Origin of the sequence: Aetokthonos hydrillicola CCALA 1050 (assembly GCF_017591665.1) — a bacterium.
GTDB lineage: Bacteria > Cyanobacteriota > Cyanobacteriia > Cyanobacteriales > Nostocaceae > Aetokthonos > Aetokthonos hydrillicola.
The window spans coordinates 66,515-88,042 of sequence record NZ_JAAKGC010000003.1; the positions used below are offsets into that span (position 1 = coordinate 66,515).

Here is a 21,528-nt window from a genome sequence, read left to right on the forward strand (position 1 = left end):
GACAAAGGGATTACCATTGCTACAGGGTTGATTGGTAGTGATGCGAATACCAACTTGTCACTGCAAACTCATGGCGTCACCCAAATGACTTTGTTGCATAGTAATGGTAACGTCGGTATTGGTATAGACACACCCCAGGAAAAACTCCATGTAGCCGGAACAGTACGAATTAGCAACAACACAGATTTTGTGAATATAGCACCCCAGAATAATAATAGAATATATTTCCAAACTAATCTCGATAGCTATCACTTTGATCAAGCCATTACCTTGAACACCGGTGTAATTTCTAGTGAGAACAACTTGTCATTTAAAACTGCAAATGCTACCCGAATAATTGTATTAAATAATAATGGAAATGTCGGTATAGATGTAGATAAACCCACAGCTAGATTACACGTCCAAGGTGCGAAATATATCCAGGGACAAGGCAAAATTAAAAGTGATAATACAAGAGTTAATGGTTATCAAACAGCTTTTTTACAACAGTTGAATATCGGTGATAACATCACTATCAATAATAATCAAACCAGAACCATTACTGCAATTACTAATGATGAAACTTTAACTATCAACGCACCATTTGATAATGATTTATCAGACCAAACTAACTTTATTTACCAACAACCGATAACCCATTTAGTAGATAGCAATGGCACAACTCAACTAATAGTGACAGCTACAGGCAACGTGGGGATTGGGACATCAGGGGATGATTTAAAAACAAAACTCCACGTCGAAGGAAATATTCGTATAAATGGTGATTTGTATCAAAATTCTTCTAGAGAATTGAAAAATAATATCAGTGAAATTTCTTCTCAAGAAGTTGCAGAAACTTTAAGTAGTCTCAAGCCTATAAAATATAGTTATAAAAATGACCCAACACAAGCACAGCATTTGGGATTTATAGCTGAAGATGTTCCAGATTTAATTGCGTCAACAGATAAAAAAATGGTTAGACATTTAGATATCATCGCCGTATTAACTCAAGCTATAAAAATCCAACAAGCCACAATTACAGTATTAAATAAGAAACTAGAAAATCAGCAAATACAGATAGCAAGGTTGACAGATAAAGTACAAAATTTAGAAAAGAGTTAGTGTCGAGTAACAAATTAAATGACCTCGTTAACAAAATAAATGTCCCCTAGAGCGCCGGTCAAGTACTTGTACTTGACGTAAAGTGCAACATATACGTGTTCTGTAAACCGAACTTTTAGACACTGAGTTTTAATGCGTAGGCGTAGCCCGTCGTAGACATCGCCTTTAACTAGACTTAAAAATTGAGCTAGAAATAAACGTTTTGTCCTAATACACATAATTCTGTTTTTGTCAACGCCTTCTACTCGACCGGCGCTCTAGAAGGGAATCTGAAAAGCTTTGTGGGAGAGGGATAGAGGCGTTTAAAGGTCTGGTTTCGTCCCTCAACCCAACATTTTTAGGATTTTTTTGTGTTTCACTTCGGGAACTATACCTTTGCAGGTGGTAAAGACAACTGAGAAGGTTTTTCTAAAGGTTTATTAGGATGCACTTCTTCCGATACCAACAATTCTCGGAGCAATCTGACCAAAAACTTTTGCAGTAATTGACTACCTATTTGTTGACCTAACCGTTGCACTCCTGGATTAAACAAGGACTGAACAATTTGGGGAACAAGTTGTGTTGGATCAAAACCACGGGTTTGTTGAAGAATTGTTAATATATTTTTTATGTGCTCCAATGTTTGTTGTTGCTCGGGGGTTGTAACAACAGTATTATTATCTGTTGTTAAACCAACACGATATGTAAGCTGATGGAAAACATTTTTGCTTACACCATCTAGCCCTTTGACAATTTCATCTACGAGTTTGTCACGAATAAAAGCGCCTCTTTCAGAGGACAAAAAGTCTATTGCTTGGGTGAAAACTAGATTGAAGTCATAATCTTGATTATTCCGAGCATTGCGTAATAAGTTTTCTAAGCGATTCCAGCGGAACCTCCCATCTTTAAAGAGTAAATCTTGCAAAGACGCTCTTAATTGTGGTGCGGTATCGGTTAATAGGCGTTTAGAAACATACGGATAGGCTTCGCTAAGGACTTTGAAGTTGGGATCTATATAGATAGCAATACCTTCAAGTGTGACTAACGAACGAATAATCAAAGCGTAGTATGGTGGTACGCGGAAGGGATACTCATACATTAAAGCTGATAGTTCGTCAGTGATGCTTTTAATGTTCAATTCAGCAACACTAGCGCCTTGTGCGTCGGCAAATACTCTAGCAAAGGCTGGTACAATCGGTGTTAAATCAGTGTCTGGTGACAAAAAGTCTAATTTAACGTAGTCCTTTGCCAAAGCATCGAAATCCCGGTTAACAACGTGAACGATCGCCTCAATCAAACCGTAGCGCTGGGGTGGCTGAATCTCGCTCATCATTCCAAAGTCGAGATAAGCCAATTTCCCGTCTAGTGTCGCTAATAAGTTACCTGGATGAGGATCGGCGTGGAAAAACCCATTTTCTAGCAATTGGCGTAAGGAACACTGGACACCCACTTCTATTAAATAACGAGCGTTTATCCCTAAATCACGAATTTCTTGTGTCTGGGTTAATTTCAGCCCATTAATCCACTCCATCGTCAAGACGCGACGGTTGGTGTATTCCCAATAAATTTTTGGTACATAGACATCTTTCATATGACCATAAAGCTGGGCAAATCTTTCAGCATTTTCCCCTTCATGGATATAGTCCATTTCTTCAAAGATGCGAGTACCTAATTCATCAAGGATTCCTTTAAGATCGCTACGCACTCGTTTAATAGTTTTCTGCGCCCATCCTGCCAATTTGCGCAAAATGTATAAGTCTATTGTGATGCTTTCTCGTAAATCAGGGCGTTGAACTTTAACAGCAACTTCCTCTCCTGTTTTCAGCTTACCTTTGTAAACTTGTCCTAAAGAAGCAGCGGCGATCGGCTGGGGTGAGAGTTCAGCATAAATCTCTTGTGGAGAAGCTCCTAGTTCTTCTTCAATAAATTGGTAAGCGATTTCGTTGGGAAAGGCTGGTAACTTATCCTGTAGCTGCGTGAGTTCCTCTAAATACACAGGAGGAACTAGATCTGGTCGGGTGGATAAAGCTTGTCCGATTTTAATATAGGCTGGTCCAAGTGTTGTGAGCAGTTCTCGTAACATAACTGCACGCCTGTGATCGTCTTTAACAACAATTCCCCTTTTCCTGTCCCACCACACTCCAAAAACAAAGGCAAAAGTTGGAACTAAAACCGTGAAAACACGGCGCAGAACTTGCAGGGGTCTTTTTTGGTAATGCTCAGCAATCTCCAACGGCTCGTATTTTATTGTTTCTGATTCTGCTTTTTTTGTTACGAGGATTTCCTGCTGTTGCACTTCTTTTGTGGCTGGTAAGGTGATAACTTCCTTGACTACCCCATTTTCAGGTGCTAGGTCAACAGACAGTTCGTCTTGATGGACAACATCTACAGAACCATTCCCAATGGAAAGTCCGTTTTGAGGGTGCTTACCCACACGATAATCTGGCTTAATCCGTTGCGATGTATGGGGAACTGTCTTAGGAATCATGGACTTAACACTATATTAAGAATAAATACTTTTAATGAAAAGAATTCAGAAGTCAGGAGTCAGGAGGAGCCAGTTCTGTAGCCAGGTTTACCAGCATAAAAATCTAGCGTTCGTAATGAGAAAAGTGTAAATAGTTGATGAGTATAGGGTTTCATCTTATAAATGTCTACACGTTGTCTTTAATTTTGTTTGAGTAAAATCTAAGGACGAGATTTATTCTGACTTCTGAATTCTGACTCCTGACTCCTCTTTTAATCTTTTAACAAATCGTAACATTTTTTCAGACGAGTGTGTATATTAGAGCAAGGAGTGTAAAGCGCGGAAACAATTGATTTATCAACCACTGCTAAACAAAGCCTACTCCTGTTCAGCCGAAAATGTCTATCTTTGGGGGCAATATTAATTTAAGTCAAAATAAGCTATGTTTGGTACACTTCTTTTGGGCGTAGACTTAATCTAAAGGTATTAAGTATAACTATTTACTACAGCACTTTTTCTAGTATCACTTAAATAAGAATTAGTCGGCGTCTGTCCTTACGGAGAATTTTGCTTGATGTTGCTCTGTCTGCGAATAGAAAATTTTGCCTTAATAGACCAATTGGAATTAGAATTTGCTCCTGGACTGAATGTATTGACAGGTGAAACAGGAGCAGGAAAGTCGATTATTCTGGATGCCATTGATGCTACATTAGGCGGTAAAGTCTCCAGTCGTATGGTTCGTACTGGGACTAATAGGGCGATGGTAGAAGCTACCTTTACTAGTAACGCTATGTTAGGTGCTTGGTTAAGCGAACAGGAAATCGATTTAATAGATGATAACTGTGTAGTTGTTAGCAGAGAAATTACAACGGGTTCTAGTAATGTCCGCAGTCGCTTGCGGGTGAATGGAGTGTTAGTTAATAAGCAGGTGGTGGGAGGGTTACGCGATCGCTTACTAGAAATTACCGCTCAAGGTCAAACTGTACAAGTAGGACAATCGGCTCAAGTCCGTGAATGGCTAGATGGCTACGGTGGTGAATCTTTAATAAAGCAGCGTCAGATCATCGCTTCTCGGTTTGCAGCTTACCAACAAGCACATTTAACCACAGAAAAACGCCGAACATCAGAACGGGAAAGGCTACAACAGCTAGATTTACTAACTTATCAACTACAGGAACTTAAAGCCGCAAACCTCAGCGATGGTAATGAATTAGAACAACTGTTGCAGGAACGAGAACGCCTTAGTCATGTGGTGGAATTGCAACAGATGAGTTACAAAGTTTATCAGGCTTTGTACCAAAATGATGGCGAAACCCCAGCAGTAGCAGATTTGCTGGGAGATAGCGAAGCAACACTGAATGATATGGTGGAATATGATACACAGTTGCAATCCGTTTTGGATTTAGTGAAGGATGCTCAAGCAGCTGTGATGGAAGTGGGACGGCAAATTAATGCTTATGGAGAAGGTTTGGAAGCAGATCCTCAGCGTTTGGAGGAAGTGGAAGAACGAATCCGAGAATTAAAGCAAATTTGCCGTAAATATGGTTCTTCATTGCATGAAGTGATTACTTACTACGAGCATATTCAGCAAGAGTTAGCCGCACTTAACAGCAGTGAGCAATCTCTTGAAAGTTTAGAGATCAAAGAACAAGAGTGTTTGGATCAGCTTACTCTTGCTTGTCAGAAGTTAACGTTGTTGCGTCGTGAAACAGCATCTCACTTAGAGGGAGAGCTTTTAAGACAACTTAAGCCCTTGGCGATGGAAAAGGTACAGTTTCAAGTCGAAATTTTACCAATAAATCCTAGTGCTACGGGCGCGGATAAGATTACTTTTATGTTTAGTCCCAACCCTGGAGAACCTTTACAACCTTTGACAGCGATCGCCTCCGGGGGTGAAATGAGCAGATTTTTGCTGGCTCTGAAAGCTTGTTTTTCTCAGGTAGATGGTGTTGAGACACTGGTATTTGATGAAATTGATGTTGGTGTTTCTGGACGAGTTGCACAAGCGATCGCAGAAAAATTACATCAGTTAAGTCAAGGGCATCAAGTATTATGTGTTACTCACCAACCGTTAGTTGCAGCAATGGCTGATCGTCATTTTCGGGTAGATAAACAAGTTATTAATCAAGTAAAAGGTAAAAAAGAAAACAACGGACATAGTGAGGAGCGTACTGTTGTACGAGTCACTGCGTTGGATAATTTAACCAAACGCCGGGAAGAACTGGCGCAGTTAGCAGGGGGAAGATCGGCAACGGAGGCGATCGCGTTTGCGGAATCTCTGTTAACGGAAGCGGCTAAGCACCGTCGGGGAGGGGAGTCAGTCGCTACGCTCCAAGTCAAAAGTCAAAAGTCAAAAGTCAAAAGTAATGAAGCAAAGGAGAAGGGGAGCAGGGGAGCTCACAAGGGTAGGTTTTTTACACCTGGGTGTTGGCAAGACAAGGAGGACAAGGAAGGAAAGTAGACAAGGATGTTTTTTTTACTCATATTCAGTACATATACTTGAATTTGCTGTTTCTTCCTTGTCCTCCTTCTCCCCCAGGTCTACCTAGTCTCACCCCTCCTAGATGTATCTGTAAAAAACCTACACCTGTGAGGGGGGGGAGAAAGTATGTAAAGGAGAGCTATGAGAGTCTAGGAACAAAGGGTTTTTAAGGGATATAAGATGTTTTGATCTGCATCAAATCCATAAGCTTTTATGTCACACTTATTGAAGTGGCTAGAGTGATTTTTCAAAACAAAATTACCTGACCATCCTGAATTTAGATATCTCCAGCCATATATTTGCGAAATGTCGTTTCTGGGTTCACCGGTAGGTAAAATATCTATAATGTCATTCCAATAAGCTAATACAACAGCGTCTGCTGGTTTATTTTGTATCTTTGCCCATCCATGAATTTTAAATTTTCCAATAGTTTTGTCTTCTTGTAAGAAATCGATATATCCCCATTCACCCTGAGGCGATATCTCTATTTTCTTAACAATTCCAGGTTTTAAAATATTCAAACTACTAAGTTCCCGAAACCTTTGAGCTACTAATTCTGCTTTCCATGGATATGGTCTTTCTGACATAGGAAATAGTAATTTAATACAATCATCTTTTTGATATAAATTTATTAATTGAATACAGCTTTTACCATAGGAGTATTGATGATGCCATATTACTAAATTATTTAAAAAATTTGTCTGAAAATTTTTATTTATATACAAAATGGATATTGTAACCAGAAACCCGACCGATACCCATTTTTGAATTTTGTCTTTTTCCGATTTAATTAAGTAGAGAAACATGACTATTATTGATAAAGGTAGATAAACTAGATGCACTATGTAATCAATTCTTGTTGCATTAGTATATGAAAGTTGCAATCTAGTCATGCTGTTTAATATCCCTAGTGTAATTGTGTAAAGCCCAATGCCAATCCACGAGATGATTGCTTGTTCTCTAATATAAGTTAAGTGTATTACAGCTAGCGTAATGAAAGATATAATTAAACACATTCCAATAATTCCACTCGATTCATAGGAATTTCCAAAAATATTGCCTATAAATGAGAAAAAATAAGTGACAATACGTTGAAATGAGAAGTTTAATATTTCACTGGGTAGTGGATGATATGACGGTTGTTTGTATTCTTGAAAATAAAATAAACTTGATATTATAAAAGACGTAATAAAAACAACTAAATTTTGAAACTTTTCACCACGACGATTATTTTTTTCGCCAATAATAAATACAATTGATACTATCCATATTATTATTCCTCCCGAGAAAGAATACTGAGCTATTGTACAGAATATGGAATATAGAAATATTTTTAATCTTAAATTTATATTTAATATAAAAATTAACGCATTTATAAGTATGCAAGTATCAGGTATAAGCCTATGTAAAGTTATTCCCCGGAGCCATCTACTAAAAGAACATGGAGATAGTAATAAAAGATTATAACCTGTGAGTATGTATATATTTTTTAAAAAGCTCTTATTAGTTAATGACAACAATAAATAAACAATTAACAGCATCAAAAAGGAGAAACCCAATCCTAATAACATTTCAGCCTTTACATTCCATTCTTTTAAAAAGTTGGCTAAGGCAAGAAAAGCTATTTTTGGAAACAACATTCTACTTTCATTGTATTGTCTAAATAGTTCTCCAAAATCTAGACGATTTTGAAACAAAATTTCTATTTGCTCACCTGGTTCTACCCATTGATCCAAGATCGGGATGTTTACACCGTAGAGGTATATAATTACTGTCCATGTTGCATATAATACAATTATTACTAGTAATGGTAGGTGTCTTTGTCTGAGCATGTAAAATGTGAGTCTTATCAGGTTAAGTGCTAATTGTAGTATTTTTAACAATATCACAGGCTAAGTAAACATTGTTACTCTTAGTACTCAAACTCAGTCAAAAAGATTCTGTCTAAGTACTGGAAATTTAAGAGCATTGCCTTTCTTAAAAGAAATAGTGATGATGTTTATGCATCCTATCGTTTATCGTGTTCACTTTCTTCAATTTCGGGTCAGCTATCCTTAAAGGCGAGGCTCGTTCCCCTAGGAGCGGAATGGCACGCTCGTTAAGGGTTAAGACTGACGCGGAGAGGGGAGACACGGGGACGCGGTGATACAATTTTCCCGGCGTCACCGCGTCCCCGTGTCACCGTGTCAGCCCCTTTTTAGGTTTTTCGAGCGTGCCATTCCCCTAGGAGCGTCTCCCCTTGGGAGAAGGGGGTGCTGACATAGATAAAATCTTAACTTCTCATTTTGTAAAGCTTGCAACCTATGGTCATATCAGCTCACATCTATGAACAATTGAAACAGAAATCTCAATCATGCAGTTTGTCATAATGCCAAAATTTATTGAGTCTTTATGAAATTCATACCAGTGATTGAACAAACTAAAAGCTAATTTATGATTATTAATATAATGAATAGTTTTTTATCTTAATTTCACGTTAAAATAAGTAGCCACGGCTTGGTTAAGTGTCAACTTTTCTGGTTAAATCGTTTTCTTGATAATATGGTTCAATATACTCTTGCTCAAAGCCCAGAAATTCTCCTCACTGTTCCTGGCAAAGATTCAGCCAAAGCTCGCGAGAAAGCAATGGATCAACTTGTTCAATTAATGGAAGAAGGCAAGTTACCAACAGAACTTGAAGAGGGGTTTGGTCCTCAGCAACTGATAGAAGTGAAAGAAACATCAATTGATACATCTAGTGATGAGGATGGGATTACACAAGCGGTTCAAGTTTTGAGCAACTTAGCATCGCTGAAGCTGAAGGTTCAGGAGTCACGCTCAGAAGCATTAGATATGCGTAAGGCTGTTGATATACTGTTTTCAGATCAACCTGTGAGTGAGGAAGAAATTGCTCGTCTCAAAGAAGGGTTTAAAGTTCTCAAAAATTTTGCTCAAGTTAATCTGCGGTATCAAGAAGCGCGTAATAAAGCAGAACATGCTAGACAAGTTTTAGATCAAGCTTTAAAAACTCCCGAGAAATAGTCGAGATTTGTTATTTATTAATCAGATAGCGGTGTTCACTCAGCGTTATATTTGAACGCAAAGCCTTAAGCCCGCTGGGTTGGGTTGAACCCGGACAAAAACGGACAACCTTTGTCCTAGTTTGGGATGTAGACTTCTAGGAAAAATGTAGCGGCAGGCTGCATCAACGGGCATAGCTTCAGTTTGCCACCTCTTTTAGAGGTGGGAGTGTTAAGAGCTAACTACGTCGATTGCTTCTTCTACTTCTAAAAGAAGAGGAAAACGAGGCCATATTATGGCTACTATTTTCTTCATCATCATCACCAATTACGTTGATGTTTTGTTTGTAATACTGTTGATAGTGACTGTAAGAAGCAGGTATGGGGTCCTTAGACTTATTAGCAACCATACCTAAAATGGGAGTACCAGATACTTGAATCTCATCTAGTGCTTGCTTGAAGACAGTGCGTTTAAGCTGCCCTAGCCCAGCAACTAGTATGGTTCCATTAGTGTTAATAGATAGCAGATTAGCGTCTGCAAAACCCACAAGAGGCGGGGTATCGTAAATAACCAAATCGTAGATAGATTGTAAGTTCTCCATGAGATCCTGCATTTTTTGAGAAGCAAGCAATCTAACGGGATCTGGCGGAATTGGACCTGCTGTTAGGACAAACAGGTTGTCTTCTAAAGGCGATCGCTCAATCAAATTATTCCAGTCCAAGTCTTGGGAAATTATATCAGTTAACCCCTGAATATTCATAAGTCCTACACGATTGTGAATTGTAGGCGCACGGAGATTGGCATCTACCAGTAATACTCGTTGTCCCATTGCTGCGGCAGACAACGCTAGGTGGATAGCGACAGTTGTTTTTCCTTCTCCAGGTTCTGCTGAACTAATAACCAGCGAGCGGATAGGTGTATCAGAACCAAGAAGTAAAATATTAGTGTAAAGAGAGCGAAAAACTTCAAAGAATGACGCCCGAGCTGCTTGACTTGCAGCGTTATTCCCATTTTCTTGCTGTTGTAATGCTCCAAGTTCTTTCTTGAAAGGAACCACCCCTAATAGTGGTAAAGTCGTTGCTTCTTTGAGTTCTTCAGAAGTATAGAAAACATTGCTGAGCTTATCAACAACTAAAGCTGCTCCCACACCCAACAACAAACCTACTATTGAACCTAAGGCTAAATACGTTTTGGTTTGATCTCTCACTGGTTCTGGTTCCATAACTTTTGTGAGTTGAGGATCAAGTAATTTCCAAGGCTGCTGCTTTTGCGCTTTCTCAATTTGTAGTGCTTGTTGTTTAGCTAAAAATTGATTCAGTGTATCAGTAGCAATTTTTAGTTCCCGCTCAATGTTCTCGTAGTCACGACTAATAGTCGCTATATGTCTTAGGGAAGCATTCAGATTCTCTATTTTTGTACCCAGTGACGAATCACGTACTTGAAGTTCGTGAATCCGGCTTTGAAAATCTTTATTAACCCGTATTCTTTCTTGTGTAAGCATTGATATCATCGCTGCTTTCTGTTCAGACAGACGTTTTACCCCTTCTTCTTCGCCTGTAAATATAGACGAGCGTTTAACAATCTCAGCATCTATGCTGAAGATTTGATCCAGAATCTTTTGGTAGCGCTCATTGTCAGTTAAGATTGGGCTACTAGCTGTTGGATTCTGCTGTTGTGCAAACTCCTTCTGTAAGTCTTGGTACTTAGCTTGCATTTGTTCTAGCTGGACTCGAGTCTCTAGTCGCTGTTTCGTCAAAGTAGAAATTTGCTCAGAAACTTGTTGAGCTTTCTGCACTGGTTCAACCAAGTTATTTACTTGTCGAAGTTGCCGCTGTCTTTCTTGCCAGTACTCAACTCGCTGCTTCAGTGGATTGATCTGTCTTGTTACAAAATTAATTGCCTGATTGATATCTGCTTGACGATCTGCTAGGCTATATTTTAGATAAGCATTGGAAACTAAGTATAAAAAATCCCGAACAACGTCCTCGTGGGAGTTTTTATATTGGACTTGTAAAATATTTTTAGTTTTTTTGGACTCAATAGTAAAGTCATCAAGAACAGAGTCGTAATCTAGTTGAAGTTTCGGATATTTGTGTTGATATTTCTCCCTAAGCCTCTTGAGTATAGGTTCGAGCATTCCACGACTTTGCAGGACTTGAATGGTGGTTTCAACTGCATCTGTTTGAGGAGGAGATATTCCATCTTTGCTTCCTGTACCTATAACTTGAGGCACATTAGATACTGCCAAACTCTCGCCAGTTACAGGCTTGGTTAAGATCTGGAATTGGCCTTTATACTCTGGAGGATCTGTTTTTGCTTTCAACACAGCCGCCGATGCTACTACACCTGTTACACCAACTATTAGCAACGCTCGGCGACGGAGAACAGCTGCAACTTGGCCCAAATTCAATTCGTCTTTATCATCCGTACTTAATTGGGCAGAGTTGATTTGTGATAGTAAAGGGTGAGGGTATTTCTCTGACTTCAGCATGGCTTTTGTGATTTCTCATTTAAATTTACGTACACAGACCCCTAATTCCACTGAATTTTAGTGGTTACAAGCCTATATTTCTGACTGCTTGGCTAAGCGTTATACGCAATCAAGTAAGCAAGTAGCTATTTGCTCGAGCAACACAACCTCAAAAGGGAGTGGAGCCTTGTTAAAGACCTATCTAATCGACCTGTCACCCTGGCTGGAGTATCAAAGCATCTACTACTTTAGGTCGATGCACCATAACTACAGTAACATTACGTAAGGAAAATGGATAATGTTCTGAATTATTTGTGAGACTGAATAGAGCTATCTTAACAACTCAACCCAGTAAAGGCCACTCACACAATCAATTTTCAGATAATTTAACTGGGGCGCTAGGATTCGAACCTAGGGATGGCGGGACCAAAACCCGCTGCCTTACCACTTGGCTACGCCCCAACGATTTGACACTTATTAATATAGCAGTAATACCAATATTTGTGTCAAGCCCTTTGAGATTTTATTTTTAGATTTTTTTCATAGGGTATTACTAGCATCCTATTACAGTTTTTTAAATACATAATCATATAGTGATTATTGTGTATAATTACTTATCTAAGGTGACCTCAGTATTTGATAGTCCTACAGTTATATAGATTGCCAAGAGTGAAAGTGCGGTTGCTCGTGGGTAATTATAGCTGCTACAAAAGTAGAGATTGTGTTGAAGTTAATTTTTGGGTTCTTCAATATAAGGAGACTACCACTCGGCTTTTGCCTTAGTTCTGTACTTTACATTTCTAGCTTTCCTATGTCTTCATCCAGGTCAAGCATCAACCCTAGTGTATTTTTTTTATCTTTAGTTAATTTTTTACTGAGTCAATTAAAAAGACAAAGGCATAAAACCCACGATTATACTCAAAGCGTTTCTGGTCGTGATTACGTATTTGAAACAGCAGAGAATCTCAACAAAGGATACATGACTGCACATGGTAAGCGTGTCAAACCCGGTGACTATGTTATTTTGCAATGTGGTTCTCAAAGTAAACGATATCAAGTTGTGGAAATTGATTACTACTCTGAGCCATCAGATATGTGGATAGCTTTACTGAACTTAGTGCCTAGTGACGAATAGCTTAGAGGCGTATCAGTAAATTTTCGAGAAAAAATCCGGAATGGATGCGCATTTCCTGAAAAATGTATATGTGGTATTATCCGTAAAAATTTACGCTATGCTTGGTCAAGCTAGAAAGAATTTTCGCCGAAAAATCACTAATATTTCGGCGATATTACCTCTGATGTTTCTTGTGTATGGAACACCAGCCTTTGCTGGTAACTATTACGTAAGCATCAAAGGGTCAGACCAGGGCAAAGGTACACAGTCTTCTCCTTGGCGTAGCGTGAATAAGGCATTATCTACAGTACCAGCAGACCAACAAAACACAATTCGTGTAGGAGCAGGAACATTTGATTTAGGTGGTAAGGTGTCAGTACCTTCAGGAGTTAACCTCGTTGGTTCTGGAGTCGGTACGACCACTATCTTGGGAGAGTTGAACCTGATTAAAGCTAAAAATTTAAGCATTAGGGGCATTAAATTTAGCGGCAAAAATTATCAATATAAAATGGGTATATTGGTCAGAAAAAGCGATGGGTTAGAGCTTCACAATTTAGAATTTAATGCTTATGCTGATCAAGCAATAAATATTGAACGAGTTTCGGATAGTAAAATAGAAAATATTATCATCACAGATAGTTCCTACAACAAGCGTGTTCAAGGTGGAGGTGGAAGACAAACCTCTGCTATTTCTATGGGTAACCTCACAAATTTTGAATTTAATAATATAAAGATTGATACTAGAAAACGCGGTGGTCAGGGAATAGGATCAACTAATGATGCTTGGTCTCCAGATAAACCTTGGGAGAGTCCACCTGGAATCTTAACAAATGTTAAATTTTCTAACTTGGATATTAAGGTTGATCAATGGAATGCGTGGGGAAGTGGTTGGACACCACAAATGGCTCTAGAATTATGGCATCATACATGTAACAACTGTGAAATTGCGAACTCTAGCTTTAACAGTACAGTTTCTCTAGCCACTGATAATTCAACTCGCATTCATGTACATCATAATCTCTGGTATGGACCAAACAATCCTTTCTATGCGTGTGAAGTAAACAGTGACAATACGGAGTTTAACAATAACTATATTCGTGGAGGAACTTATCCCCTTGCTATGTTTGGGAAAGAAGGGAAAAATAACCTCAACGTTCATCACAATATTTTTGAGAAAACTGGTACGCCTATCTTGGTTGGCAATTTCAGAGGTAAGATGAACAATTTTAAGTTTGTCAACAACACAGTATATATTAATTCAGCAACCCGTCTATTTAACTTTGAGCAAGGGGAAACGCCTAATCAGCAAATTCGTAATAATATTTTCTATAGTTCAGTTGGTAATATCGGTAATTTATTAGGAGCTTCAGTTGGTGTAGACAATAACGTCTTCTTTAACATCAAACCTGTTGGTTCTCGAGCAAAGACTTTTGACCCTAAGTTCAGGCTGTCAGGTAGTTTACCCTCTTCATACTACAGACCCAACAGTGGTAGTCAAGCTATAAACTTTGGTGCAATTCAAGAAGGTAGTCCGTCATCCCGTGTAAGAAGAAGTAGTACTGGTACTGGTCAAGAGCGTTAACAATTTTGAAACTGTGGTAGAATGCGGGGCGTTCTGCACTTGGATTCATAGCTCAAATCAGCAACGTCTAGTGATTTTTGCTGGAGTTAAGAACAGAAGAGTGCTTTTGGATAAATACAGAGAATATGTAGTTGGCATAGTAGTCCTTGAAATGGTTGCCGTCGACATAATGGCTTGCCCGACAAACCCCGTCACTACAAGTTGTTGAATCAATGGCATCCCAAGCAAACTTATTGACGTCGTCCGCCCAACCAGAAACCCAAGAAAAGACCTTATTTCTTCTGTGAAGATAAACAGAACTATCTATGAAACAATCTTTACTGGGAAAGGGTCTGAACCACTGGGGGTCGCAGTTGGAGCCATCAGTGTATAATTTGTCAAACTGAGCACTATCTAGATAGACAACAACCTTCGCACCTTTCGCAACTAGTGCATCAGCAAACGCCCTTAGGTGTTGAAAGTAACGCTCGCTGGCATCCTCATAAGTAAGAGAATTGCCGTTTGGATCAGCATATAATTGATCGCCCCAGTAACCAGAAAAATGGGCATACAAAGCATTGCCAATAAATATGATATCCCCTTTTTTTACCCTCTCTAATAATGACTTTTCAACCTGCTTTTGCAATTTATAGCATTTAACTTTCTCCACCTGTACTACAGCTGCTGGGAAAAGGCAATAGTTGCCCCAGACGCCACGAAAGTTAATTTTTTTACTAACGGCATAAGAAGAGATAGAATTCCTAAATTGGTGTATGTGACTATCTCCCAAAAGGTAGATAGTGGGGCGTCCATAATAACGATCAAAACCACACTCGGGAGCGATTTTTGTAGCAGCATCGGTATCTTCAAATACGTTACAAATCTCGATATTTGGTGAAGACTTCATTCCATAGCGCTCTTCTAGTTGGTTGATTGCTCCTGCGTAAAGATGCCCCTTGAAAAGTGTCAAAAGACCAATCAAAAACCCAACTGCACTAGCGGAAGCAGCCAGTCCATAACCAATGGTCTTCCAACGAACAGAAGACCACTCAGAACGGCGAAGCGGGGTTTCCACATAACGATAGGAGACGACTGCCAATAACAACATCAAAGTGATTTGGATAGGCACAAACCACCAATGAATGCCAAGCGTCCAGCGACTGATGGAGAGGACACTCCAGTGCCATAGATAAAGTGAGTAAGAAATTAGACCGACATATACTACTGGAGGGCAGGTTAGGAGTTTATAGCCTGCGGTGTCAGGGCGAAGAGAAGCAATGAGTAATCCCGTGAGGAGCACCATAGTAATGGTTGCCTGGACTTTGAATTCGATAGGGATGAATAAAACCGCAATAACAGCAACAATCACCACCAAAGGAGGAAAATTCTTGATTACACCAAAGAAAGGAGCAGCATTCTTGAGACCCAAAAACACTAGGCAACCAGCTCCCAGCTCCCATAAGCGTGTAGGCATCAAAAAATAAGCAGCATGTTCGTGGGTTTCACTCAAATAAATGAACACAACCAAAGATGCAACACAAAGCACTCCAGTAACCCAAAAAAGATTTCTTGCTCCTTTGGCGGTAAGGCGACTGAAACCTGTGAACCAAACCATGAATGGAAAGAAAAAGTAGAACTGCTCTTCTACACCCAGAGACCAAGTTTGGACAAAGGTATTGAGTTCTGTGGAGGTTGCAAAATAATCAGTTGAGTCCTTTAGCAGATAAAGATTAGAAATACCAAAGAGTGATGCCATGCCAGTCCAAAGGGACGTTTCTGGAATGGCGCTGAACATGCATACCAGAATGCTGGTGATGAAGACACAGAACACCAGTGCAGGAACAAGACGTTTGATACGTCTTGTGTAAAATCCAAGCAAGAAGTCACCGAAGTTCTTGCTTGGTCGTTTTGACAGAGAAGAAGTGATAACAAAACCAGATATAACAAAAAATATATCTACGCCCAAATAACCGCTGGGCAAGAGGTTCTTGTTAAAGTGGTTCATAATGACAGCAATAACTGCCAACGCTCTTAGACCATCAATATCAACTCTGTAGGCGGACTTGGAATGCGCAGTAGTTGAGTTTTTGCTGGAGGTAGTTTCCATTCAATTAGTTTCTCTTTGAACTACAACAAGAAAGAATTCAAGAGTCACGAGCCAGAATTCATTGAATTCTGTGCTACTGGTAGATGATGAAAACTTCACCAAATCTTCGGCTTTGGCGGTCTTCAATCAGGTAGAGATTCAACCGCTACCTGATGGAGCCTGACTCCTAACTTCTTCTTCAATAGGATTTGTTATACATCACAATAAGTTATCCGTAATGCTACTAAATCCTAGATACTGCTGCTGATACGTTTTGCGGTAGTCCTAAACAGGTAATGATTTTTCATACTCAGATATTTATTTTACCACATCCTTCATCATTACCTCCCCTAACTTGTTGGTAAATTTCCATTAATTGCTGATAGTTAGTTTCCGGAGTATATTTAGTCTTATAAGTATACTGCGCATTTTTCCCCATAGTACTTATAGTTTCGGGATGGGTTATTGCCCATTCAATTTTAGCGGATAAATCAGATGGGTTTTCAGCTTCAAAATGAAACCCTGTTACCCCATTTTCTACAATTTCCGTCATACCACCTAATCTAGATACGAGTACAGGTAGACCGCAAGAAAAAGCTTCAGCAAGCGTTAAGGGGAAACCCTCATACCAAATTGAAGGAAAGATTAAAAACTGTGCCCCTTGCATAAGAGAAAAGACTGTTTTTTTATCTTTAAAACCTAAAAAATCAATATACTTCTCTGCATTAGTATTTAGCACTTTTTGTTGTAACGATTCACGTAATGGACCATCGCCAACAATCTTTAACGGTACGCATAAATTATGCTGAATATACGCATCGATTAAGACTGCAGCGCCCTTTTCTTGAGATAATCTACCGATAAAAAGTATGTAGTTGCTACGCTGCTGAATCTGGTCAGAAAAAGAGGGCGGAAAAATAAAATTAGGTTTGATATGAATCTTTTGTGCTGGAAGTCCAGCCTGGAGCATTTTTTCTTTTTGAAATTGGGTAAAAACAATATAAGCATTTACCCTTTCAAGCCAAGTACGACGTAGCTTGTGCCAGGTGAGCATTCCTGCAACAACTGAGCTTTCTAGCAATGAATTACGGTAGCAATTATGTACAACACCTTGCCAAGGTATCAGTTCATTAATGCAATCTTCACAGACCTTCCCATCTCGAAAAGGCATTGCTTTGGGACAAGCTAAGCGATAGTTATGAAGAGTTTGTACAACAGGTACTTTATTTTCCCGACAAGCATCATATACAGAAGGTGAGAGTAATGGAAAAAAGTTATGTACATGAGCAACATCAGGACGAAAATGTACTATTTGTTTGTTAACCTGTTGTTTTGCTGAATATGAGTAAACTGCGCTGAAAGCAGCTACAGCTTTATCCCAAGCTGTTTTGATCTCGTCATTATTCACTTCCAGTAGACAGACTTGATGACCATTTGCTTCTAGCAATTGCTTCTCAGCCTGTACCACCCCATCCTCACCCCCTGCAAGTTGGTAGCGGTTATGTAGCATTAGCACTTTCATGTAGCTAAGTTCCCTAAATTGCCAAATGTATGAGCTAAATTTCGCGCCAATTTAATATCTTTTTTACGGCGACTTGCACTTCCTAAAGAAGCTCCTAATAGTATTCCAAGAGGGTTCATTGCAAAGATATATACTACGATGTTATCCGTAACCATTGCTAGAGCCACTGCAACCAAAGCGAGAAAAGCAGCAAGGTGAATATGAGCATTAGTTTTATCATTACGATCTGCCCATTGCCAGTTTTGCCAGCTTTTAACTATCAATCCGCCGTATCCCAATAACCAAAGTATTAAGCCAATCAAACCGTAATCATGAAAAATCCGCAAGTAGTCGTTGTGTGGGTGATTGATATTAGAACCAGAAGCCACTAGTGCATTTGTTACAGAACCTGGACCCTTACCAATCCAAGGTGATTCTATAGCTGATGCATATGCGACTTGCCAAGCATCGTTTCGTCCGGATGTGTTAACTTGAACTCCACCAACGGTAGCGTTATCTCCTACAGACGTAAAGCGATCGCGTATGGGTTGTACATAGTTAAATGCCAAGTATGAAACGGTCACTATTAGTAAAATAGTGAAAATCATCCGCAGCCACCCTTTGACTGTTGCCAACGATGTCTGACATATAGGGAATAAAAGTATACTTATGATCAATGCTGTGCGGGAGAAACTAAAAGCAATAGTCAAGACCGTGCCAATTCCCCATAATAGCCCTCCCGGTAAGCGATAGCGCCACATTCCCACGAACCAAGAAAGCCCAACAATGGCAAACAAGGCAAATGAACGAGCACTCATCAACATGCTTGACCCAGGACCAGATATGAGAATACTAAATCCATAAATTATGACTGACAATTTAGCAGATCTTGTAAAAGTCAAACTCATGTACTGAGGTAGATCGAAGGTGCGGTAACTCTGTATTGAACTAAGAACAATAAATCCTACAAATCCCACAAATACTGACAAGTTCTGAATTGCACTGACCACTGGTAGGGTGTTTGTGTGCATGTACCATATCCAGATGATGATTTGTACTAAGATAAATACAATTAACCCAGACACATTGAGTACAGTTTTGGGCATCTTGGGGCGACTAAAAACTAAAACCCAGCTAGCTAGGGCTAAAAGAACAGTCAGTACACCTAAAGCACTTATGGAACCTAGGTTAAATCTACGTACGAAATCTGTCAGTCCACTAAGAAAAAGCGTTATATGTAATAAAGTTGTGTATAAATTCATTAGCCGTAAAGTTAACTAAACTAGGTTTTGTCCAACATGAGCGGTGGGGCTTGTGGATAAGTTTTGTTCAAGATATCTTGATACACACTGGCTAAGAATTGCCCTTTAGATTCCCAAACAAAACTTTCACGTATTCGGTGTTGACCTGCGCGTCCCATGCGCGATCGCAGTTCTGAATCTTTGGCTAAACAATTCATCGCCGTAGCCAATTCACTTACTGCTTGTTCGGGTGTATGGGCTTGAATTTTAAAACCAGTTTCTCGTGTAACCTGAAGCGACGGACCACCCAAATCTAAACAAATAACAGGAAGTCCAGCAGCCATAGCCTCTAAACATACACCTCCTCCCGAATCGTGCAGGCTAGGATGAACCAAGACATGACACTCTCGTAACTTTTGCAAGGTTTCTTCGCGAGACAATTTACCCCAAAACTTAACGCTCTGGGCAATACCTAGCTCTATAGTTAGCTCCTCTAGCGTTTGCTGTTCAACTCCATCTCCTACAAGCCAATACTGCACCTCTTTACTGAGGTTTGACTGAGCAAAAGCACGTACACCCAAATCAAAGCCTTTCCAATGCAAAAACCTACCCACACTAATAAATCTCACTGGCGAACTATTGAGGGTGGTGGGTTCAGCACATATTTCTAACTCATCTTTCGGTAACGCGATCGCCGGATATACCTGTACGTTTTTAGCTCCTAAATAGCGTAATCGAGTAGCTGTGTCTTCAGTTGTCGCCCACGCTAATATACTTTGTCGAGCAGTCAGACGGACAAACGGATCATGTTCACCTACCCAACGGGCTAAACTTCGTAGAGATTCGTAAATCTTTCCACGTAAACTAAAGTCCTGCCAAAAAGCTTTGGGAGCTGATTCTCCACCGCCAACAGAACCCCACAGAAAAGGAATTGGAAGCAGTGAAATAAAGCTTGGTCTTGCGTATTGTACATAAGTTACATGATGTGCAAGGTCAAAGTTAATCTCTGAATGCAGTTTTCGGACTACAAAATAAGCCCATATTTGCCAAAGATAGTAATGCAACTGCACCCCCCACTGTACTGTTTTCCTGTCCTGAGACCAATCCAACACCCAGCTAAAGGGATCAAAGTAAACAAAATGTAAGTTAGGTAATGGATTGTGTGCTAGTTCTGCTTCAATACCTGAACGATGACAGTTTGAAGTCAAAACCCAGATATCATAGTACTTAGCTAATTCCCTTGCTACGTTCCACCCTATAGCTGGTTCAGAACCTTTTTCTGGTTCACAAGCGTAAGCTGATAAAAGAACTTTCATCAAACATATCCCCTTAAAGTGTGATTAGTAACTTCAGCGAGAAACCTTGCTGCTGCTTCAGGGGTATGTTCAGCTATCATTTGTCGAGAGCGTTCCCCCATTGACTGAATCAAGCTAGGAGTACTAATAAAGTGATACATAGCGTCAGCTATTTCTTGAGGATTGTGCGGGTCAAAAAGGTACCCATTCTGCCCTGAAATCACCAATTCTGATGCTCCTGCCCATTTTGAGCATAAGATCGGCTTACCAAAAGTCATGCTTTCTAACACTACCATTCCCCAAGTATCTTCCAAGGTAGGCAGTATGAAAATATCTGCGAATTGAAAATAATCTCCCATGTGGCTATAATCAACCCACCCTACCCACTTCACAGATCCTTCTATCTGATAATCTCGACTAATATCTTGCAGTTTTTCTCTGTCCTCTCCTTGACCAATCACCATTAACGTATAGTTACTGTATCCTCGTTGCTTAAGAATGGAACAAGCTTTTAGTAGTAGATGTAAGCCTTTCCTAGGAATTAACTGTCCGACAAATAAAAATATAGGTCGCTGTAACTCTTCCTGGTTTAATTGAACATCTCTTAAAACCATTGACATGGCTTTTGAGGTTGGTACTTCGTAGGGTCTCGTAAAAACGCTGGTTGGCTTAGCTCCAAGAATCTCAGTTAGGTAATTTTTACCTGCTTCACTGTTCGTAATCAGAGCATCAACAAACTGAACCATCTTTCTGCGGAAAAATAAGCGAAGTGGTGAGTTTCGATAGTCTACGTTAGGTGAGCTCCCTTCAACAGCAAGGATAACCCGCCACTTGGTTATTGGTTTGAGAATTAAAGCAAATAAACTCCATATTGAAAACCCATTTGCAAATATTAATTGCGGTTTAAATTTAAGGATTTCCACAACAATAGCTGGAGAAACAACTATAAATCCTCGTGAATACGATTCTCCTGATTGGGTTGTACTTATAAACTTTGTTTTTCCTACGACTTTAACAGCAAATGAGTTTTCATACCCTGGAGCAAACCCAGTCCAAAAACCTGTATACACAGTTGTTTTTGGAAAAAGTTTTGTAAATTCACTGAATAAAGGATGCCAGTAACTTGCTCCTTCCATAGAAGGCAAAAGCCACGCAATACGAGGATGATCTGTGACTTTTTCTAATTTTTTTTCTAAGGTAGGTGTAGTAATCATAATTACTAAATACTTTT

At 39.5% G+C, this 21,528-nt stretch carries 13 protein-coding genes and 1 tRNA gene; 5 read left to right on the forward strand and 9 right to left on the reverse strand.

The annotated features are described in order from the left end of the window. The first annotated feature begins 84 nt into the window (after positions 1 to 84). A complete protein-coding gene (locus G4P69_RS40385) occupies positions 85 to 1,101 on the forward strand; it encodes a tail fiber domain-containing protein (RefSeq protein WP_390691840.1) in 1,017 nt (338 codons plus the stop codon). Positions 1,102 to 1,468: 367 nt separating this feature from the next. Here G4P69_RS40385 and G4P69_RS02425 read toward each other — a convergent pair whose 3' ends face one another. Beyond that, on the reverse strand, positions 1,469 to 3,568 hold the full coding sequence (locus G4P69_RS02425; RefSeq protein WP_243902185.1) for an ABC1 kinase family protein: 2,100 nt from the start codon (positions 3,566 to 3,568) through the stop codon (positions 1,469 to 1,471). 553 nt (positions 3,569 to 4,121) lie between these two features. Between G4P69_RS02425 and recN the strand changes: the two genes are divergently transcribed. Then, positions 4,122 to 6,008 carry a DNA repair protein RecN gene (gene recN / locus G4P69_RS02430; RefSeq protein WP_208339744.1) on the forward strand — a complete coding sequence of 629 codons (1,887 nt, stop codon included), beginning with the start codon at positions 4,122 to 4,124 and terminating at the stop codon, positions 6,006 to 6,008. 170 nt (positions 6,009 to 6,178) lie between these two features. On the opposite strand, the gene G4P69_RS02435 is transcribed toward recN, so the two are convergent. Then, positions 6,179 to 7,765 carry a hypothetical protein gene (locus G4P69_RS02435; RefSeq protein ID WP_208339745.1) on the reverse strand — a complete coding sequence of 529 codons (1,587 nt, stop codon included), beginning with the start codon at positions 7,763 to 7,765 and terminating at the stop codon, positions 6,179 to 6,181. 805 nt (positions 7,766 to 8,570) lie between these two features. Between G4P69_RS02435 and G4P69_RS02440 the strand changes: the two genes are divergently transcribed. After that, complete coding sequence (locus G4P69_RS02440) at positions 8,571 to 9,050, forward strand: hypothetical protein (RefSeq protein WP_208339746.1); 480 nt, start codon at positions 8,571 to 8,573, stop codon at positions 9,048 to 9,050. A 217-nt stretch (positions 9,051 to 9,267) separates the two neighbouring features. Here the strand turns inward: G4P69_RS02440 and G4P69_RS02445 are convergent, their stop codons facing one another. Continuing rightward, positions 9,268 to 11,520, reverse strand: coding sequence for a GumC family protein (locus G4P69_RS02445; RefSeq protein ID WP_208339747.1), 2,253 nt, complete (start codon positions 11,518 to 11,520; stop codon positions 9,268 to 9,270). A 369-nt stretch (positions 11,521 to 11,889) separates the two neighbouring features. Beyond that, positions 11,890 to 11,961: transfer RNA gene (locus G4P69_RS02450), tRNA-Gln, on the reverse strand. A 349-nt stretch (positions 11,962 to 12,310) separates the two neighbouring features. Here G4P69_RS02450 and G4P69_RS02455 point away from each other — a divergent pair. After that, on the forward strand, positions 12,311 to 12,634 hold the full coding sequence (locus tag G4P69_RS02455; protein ID WP_208339748.1) for a hypothetical protein: 324 nt from the start codon (positions 12,311 to 12,313) through the stop codon (positions 12,632 to 12,634). A 40-nt stretch (positions 12,635 to 12,674) separates the two neighbouring features. Next, positions 12,675 to 14,195 carry a DUF1565 domain-containing protein gene (locus G4P69_RS02460; protein WP_208339749.1) on the forward strand — a complete coding sequence of 507 codons (1,521 nt, stop codon included), beginning with the start codon at positions 12,675 to 12,677 and terminating at the stop codon, positions 14,193 to 14,195. Positions 14,196 to 14,262: 67 nt separating this feature from the next. On the opposite strand, the gene G4P69_RS02465 is transcribed toward G4P69_RS02460, so the two are convergent. The 5 genes from G4P69_RS02465 to G4P69_RS02485 form a co-directional block, all read right to left on the reverse strand. Continuing rightward, entirely contained in the window at positions 14,263 to 16,281 is a 2,019-nt protein-coding gene (locus G4P69_RS02465; protein ID WP_208339750.1) for an acyltransferase family protein, read from the reverse strand. Positions 16,282 to 16,570: 289 nt separating this feature from the next. Continuing rightward, complete coding sequence (locus G4P69_RS02470; RefSeq protein ID WP_208339751.1) at positions 16,571 to 17,782, reverse strand: glycosyltransferase family 4 protein; 1,212 nt, start codon at positions 17,780 to 17,782, stop codon at positions 16,571 to 16,573. Next, positions 17,779 to 19,023, reverse strand: a complete 1,245-nt coding sequence (locus tag G4P69_RS02475; protein ID WP_208339752.1) for an O-antigen ligase family protein — start codon at positions 19,021 to 19,023, stop codon at positions 17,779 to 17,781. The genes G4P69_RS02470 and G4P69_RS02475 overlap by 4 nt, the downstream gene beginning before the upstream one ends. A gap of 20 nt (positions 19,024 to 19,043) precedes the next feature. Continuing rightward, the gene (locus tag G4P69_RS02480; protein WP_208339753.1) at positions 19,044 to 20,318 is read right to left on the reverse strand and encodes a glycosyltransferase family 4 protein; all 1,275 of its coding nucleotides are present in this window, start codon (positions 20,316 to 20,318) and stop codon (positions 19,044 to 19,046) included. After that, a complete protein-coding gene (locus tag G4P69_RS02485) occupies positions 20,318 to 21,511 on the reverse strand; it encodes a glycosyltransferase family 4 protein (RefSeq protein WP_208339754.1) in 1,194 nt (397 codons plus the stop codon). The genes G4P69_RS02480 and G4P69_RS02485 overlap by 1 nt, the downstream gene beginning before the upstream one ends. Between the last annotated feature and the right edge of the window lie 17 nt (positions 21,512 to 21,528).

Bases quoted from the DNA above. Each gene is read 5' to 3' on its own strand.
- G4P69_RS40385 (WP_390691840.1), top strand. From the start codon at position 85: ATGACTTTGTTGCATAGTAATGGTAACGTCGGTATTGGTATAGACACA.
- G4P69_RS02425 (WP_243902185.1), bottom strand. From the start codon at position 3,568: ATGATTCCTAAGACAGTTCCCCATACATCGCAACGGATTAAGCCAGAT.
- recN (WP_208339744.1), top strand. From the start codon at position 4,122: ATGTTGCTCTGTCTGCGAATAGAAAATTTTGCCTTAATAGACCAATTG.
- G4P69_RS02440 (WP_208339746.1), top strand. From the start codon at position 8,571: ATGGTTCAATATACTCTTGCTCAAAGCCCAGAAATTCTCCTCACTGTT.
- G4P69_RS02445 (WP_208339747.1), bottom strand. From the start codon at position 11,520: ATGCTGAAGTCAGAGAAATACCCTCACCCTTTACTATCACAAATCAAC.
- G4P69_RS02455 (WP_208339748.1), top strand. From the start codon at position 12,311: ATGTCTTCATCCAGGTCAAGCATCAACCCTAGTGTATTTTTTTTATCT.
- G4P69_RS02460 (WP_208339749.1), top strand. From the start codon at position 12,675: ATGGATGCGCATTTCCTGAAAAATGTATATGTGGTATTATCCGTAAAA.
- G4P69_RS02465 (WP_208339750.1), bottom strand. From the start codon at position 16,281: ATGGAAACTACCTCCAGCAAAAACTCAACTACTGCGCATTCCAAGTCC.
- G4P69_RS02470 (WP_208339751.1), bottom strand. From the start codon at position 17,782: ATGAAAGTGCTAATGCTACATAACCGCTACCAACTTGCAGGGGGTGAG.
- G4P69_RS02475 (WP_208339752.1), bottom strand. From the start codon at position 19,023: ATGAATTTATACACAACTTTATTACATATAACGCTTTTTCTTAGTGGA.
- G4P69_RS02480 (WP_208339753.1), bottom strand. From the start codon at position 20,318: ATGAAAGTTCTTTTATCAGCTTACGCTTGTGAACCAGAAAAAGGTTCT.
- G4P69_RS02485 (WP_208339754.1), bottom strand. From the start codon at position 21,511: ATGATTACTACACCTACCTTAGAAAAAAAATTAGAAAAAGTCACAGAT.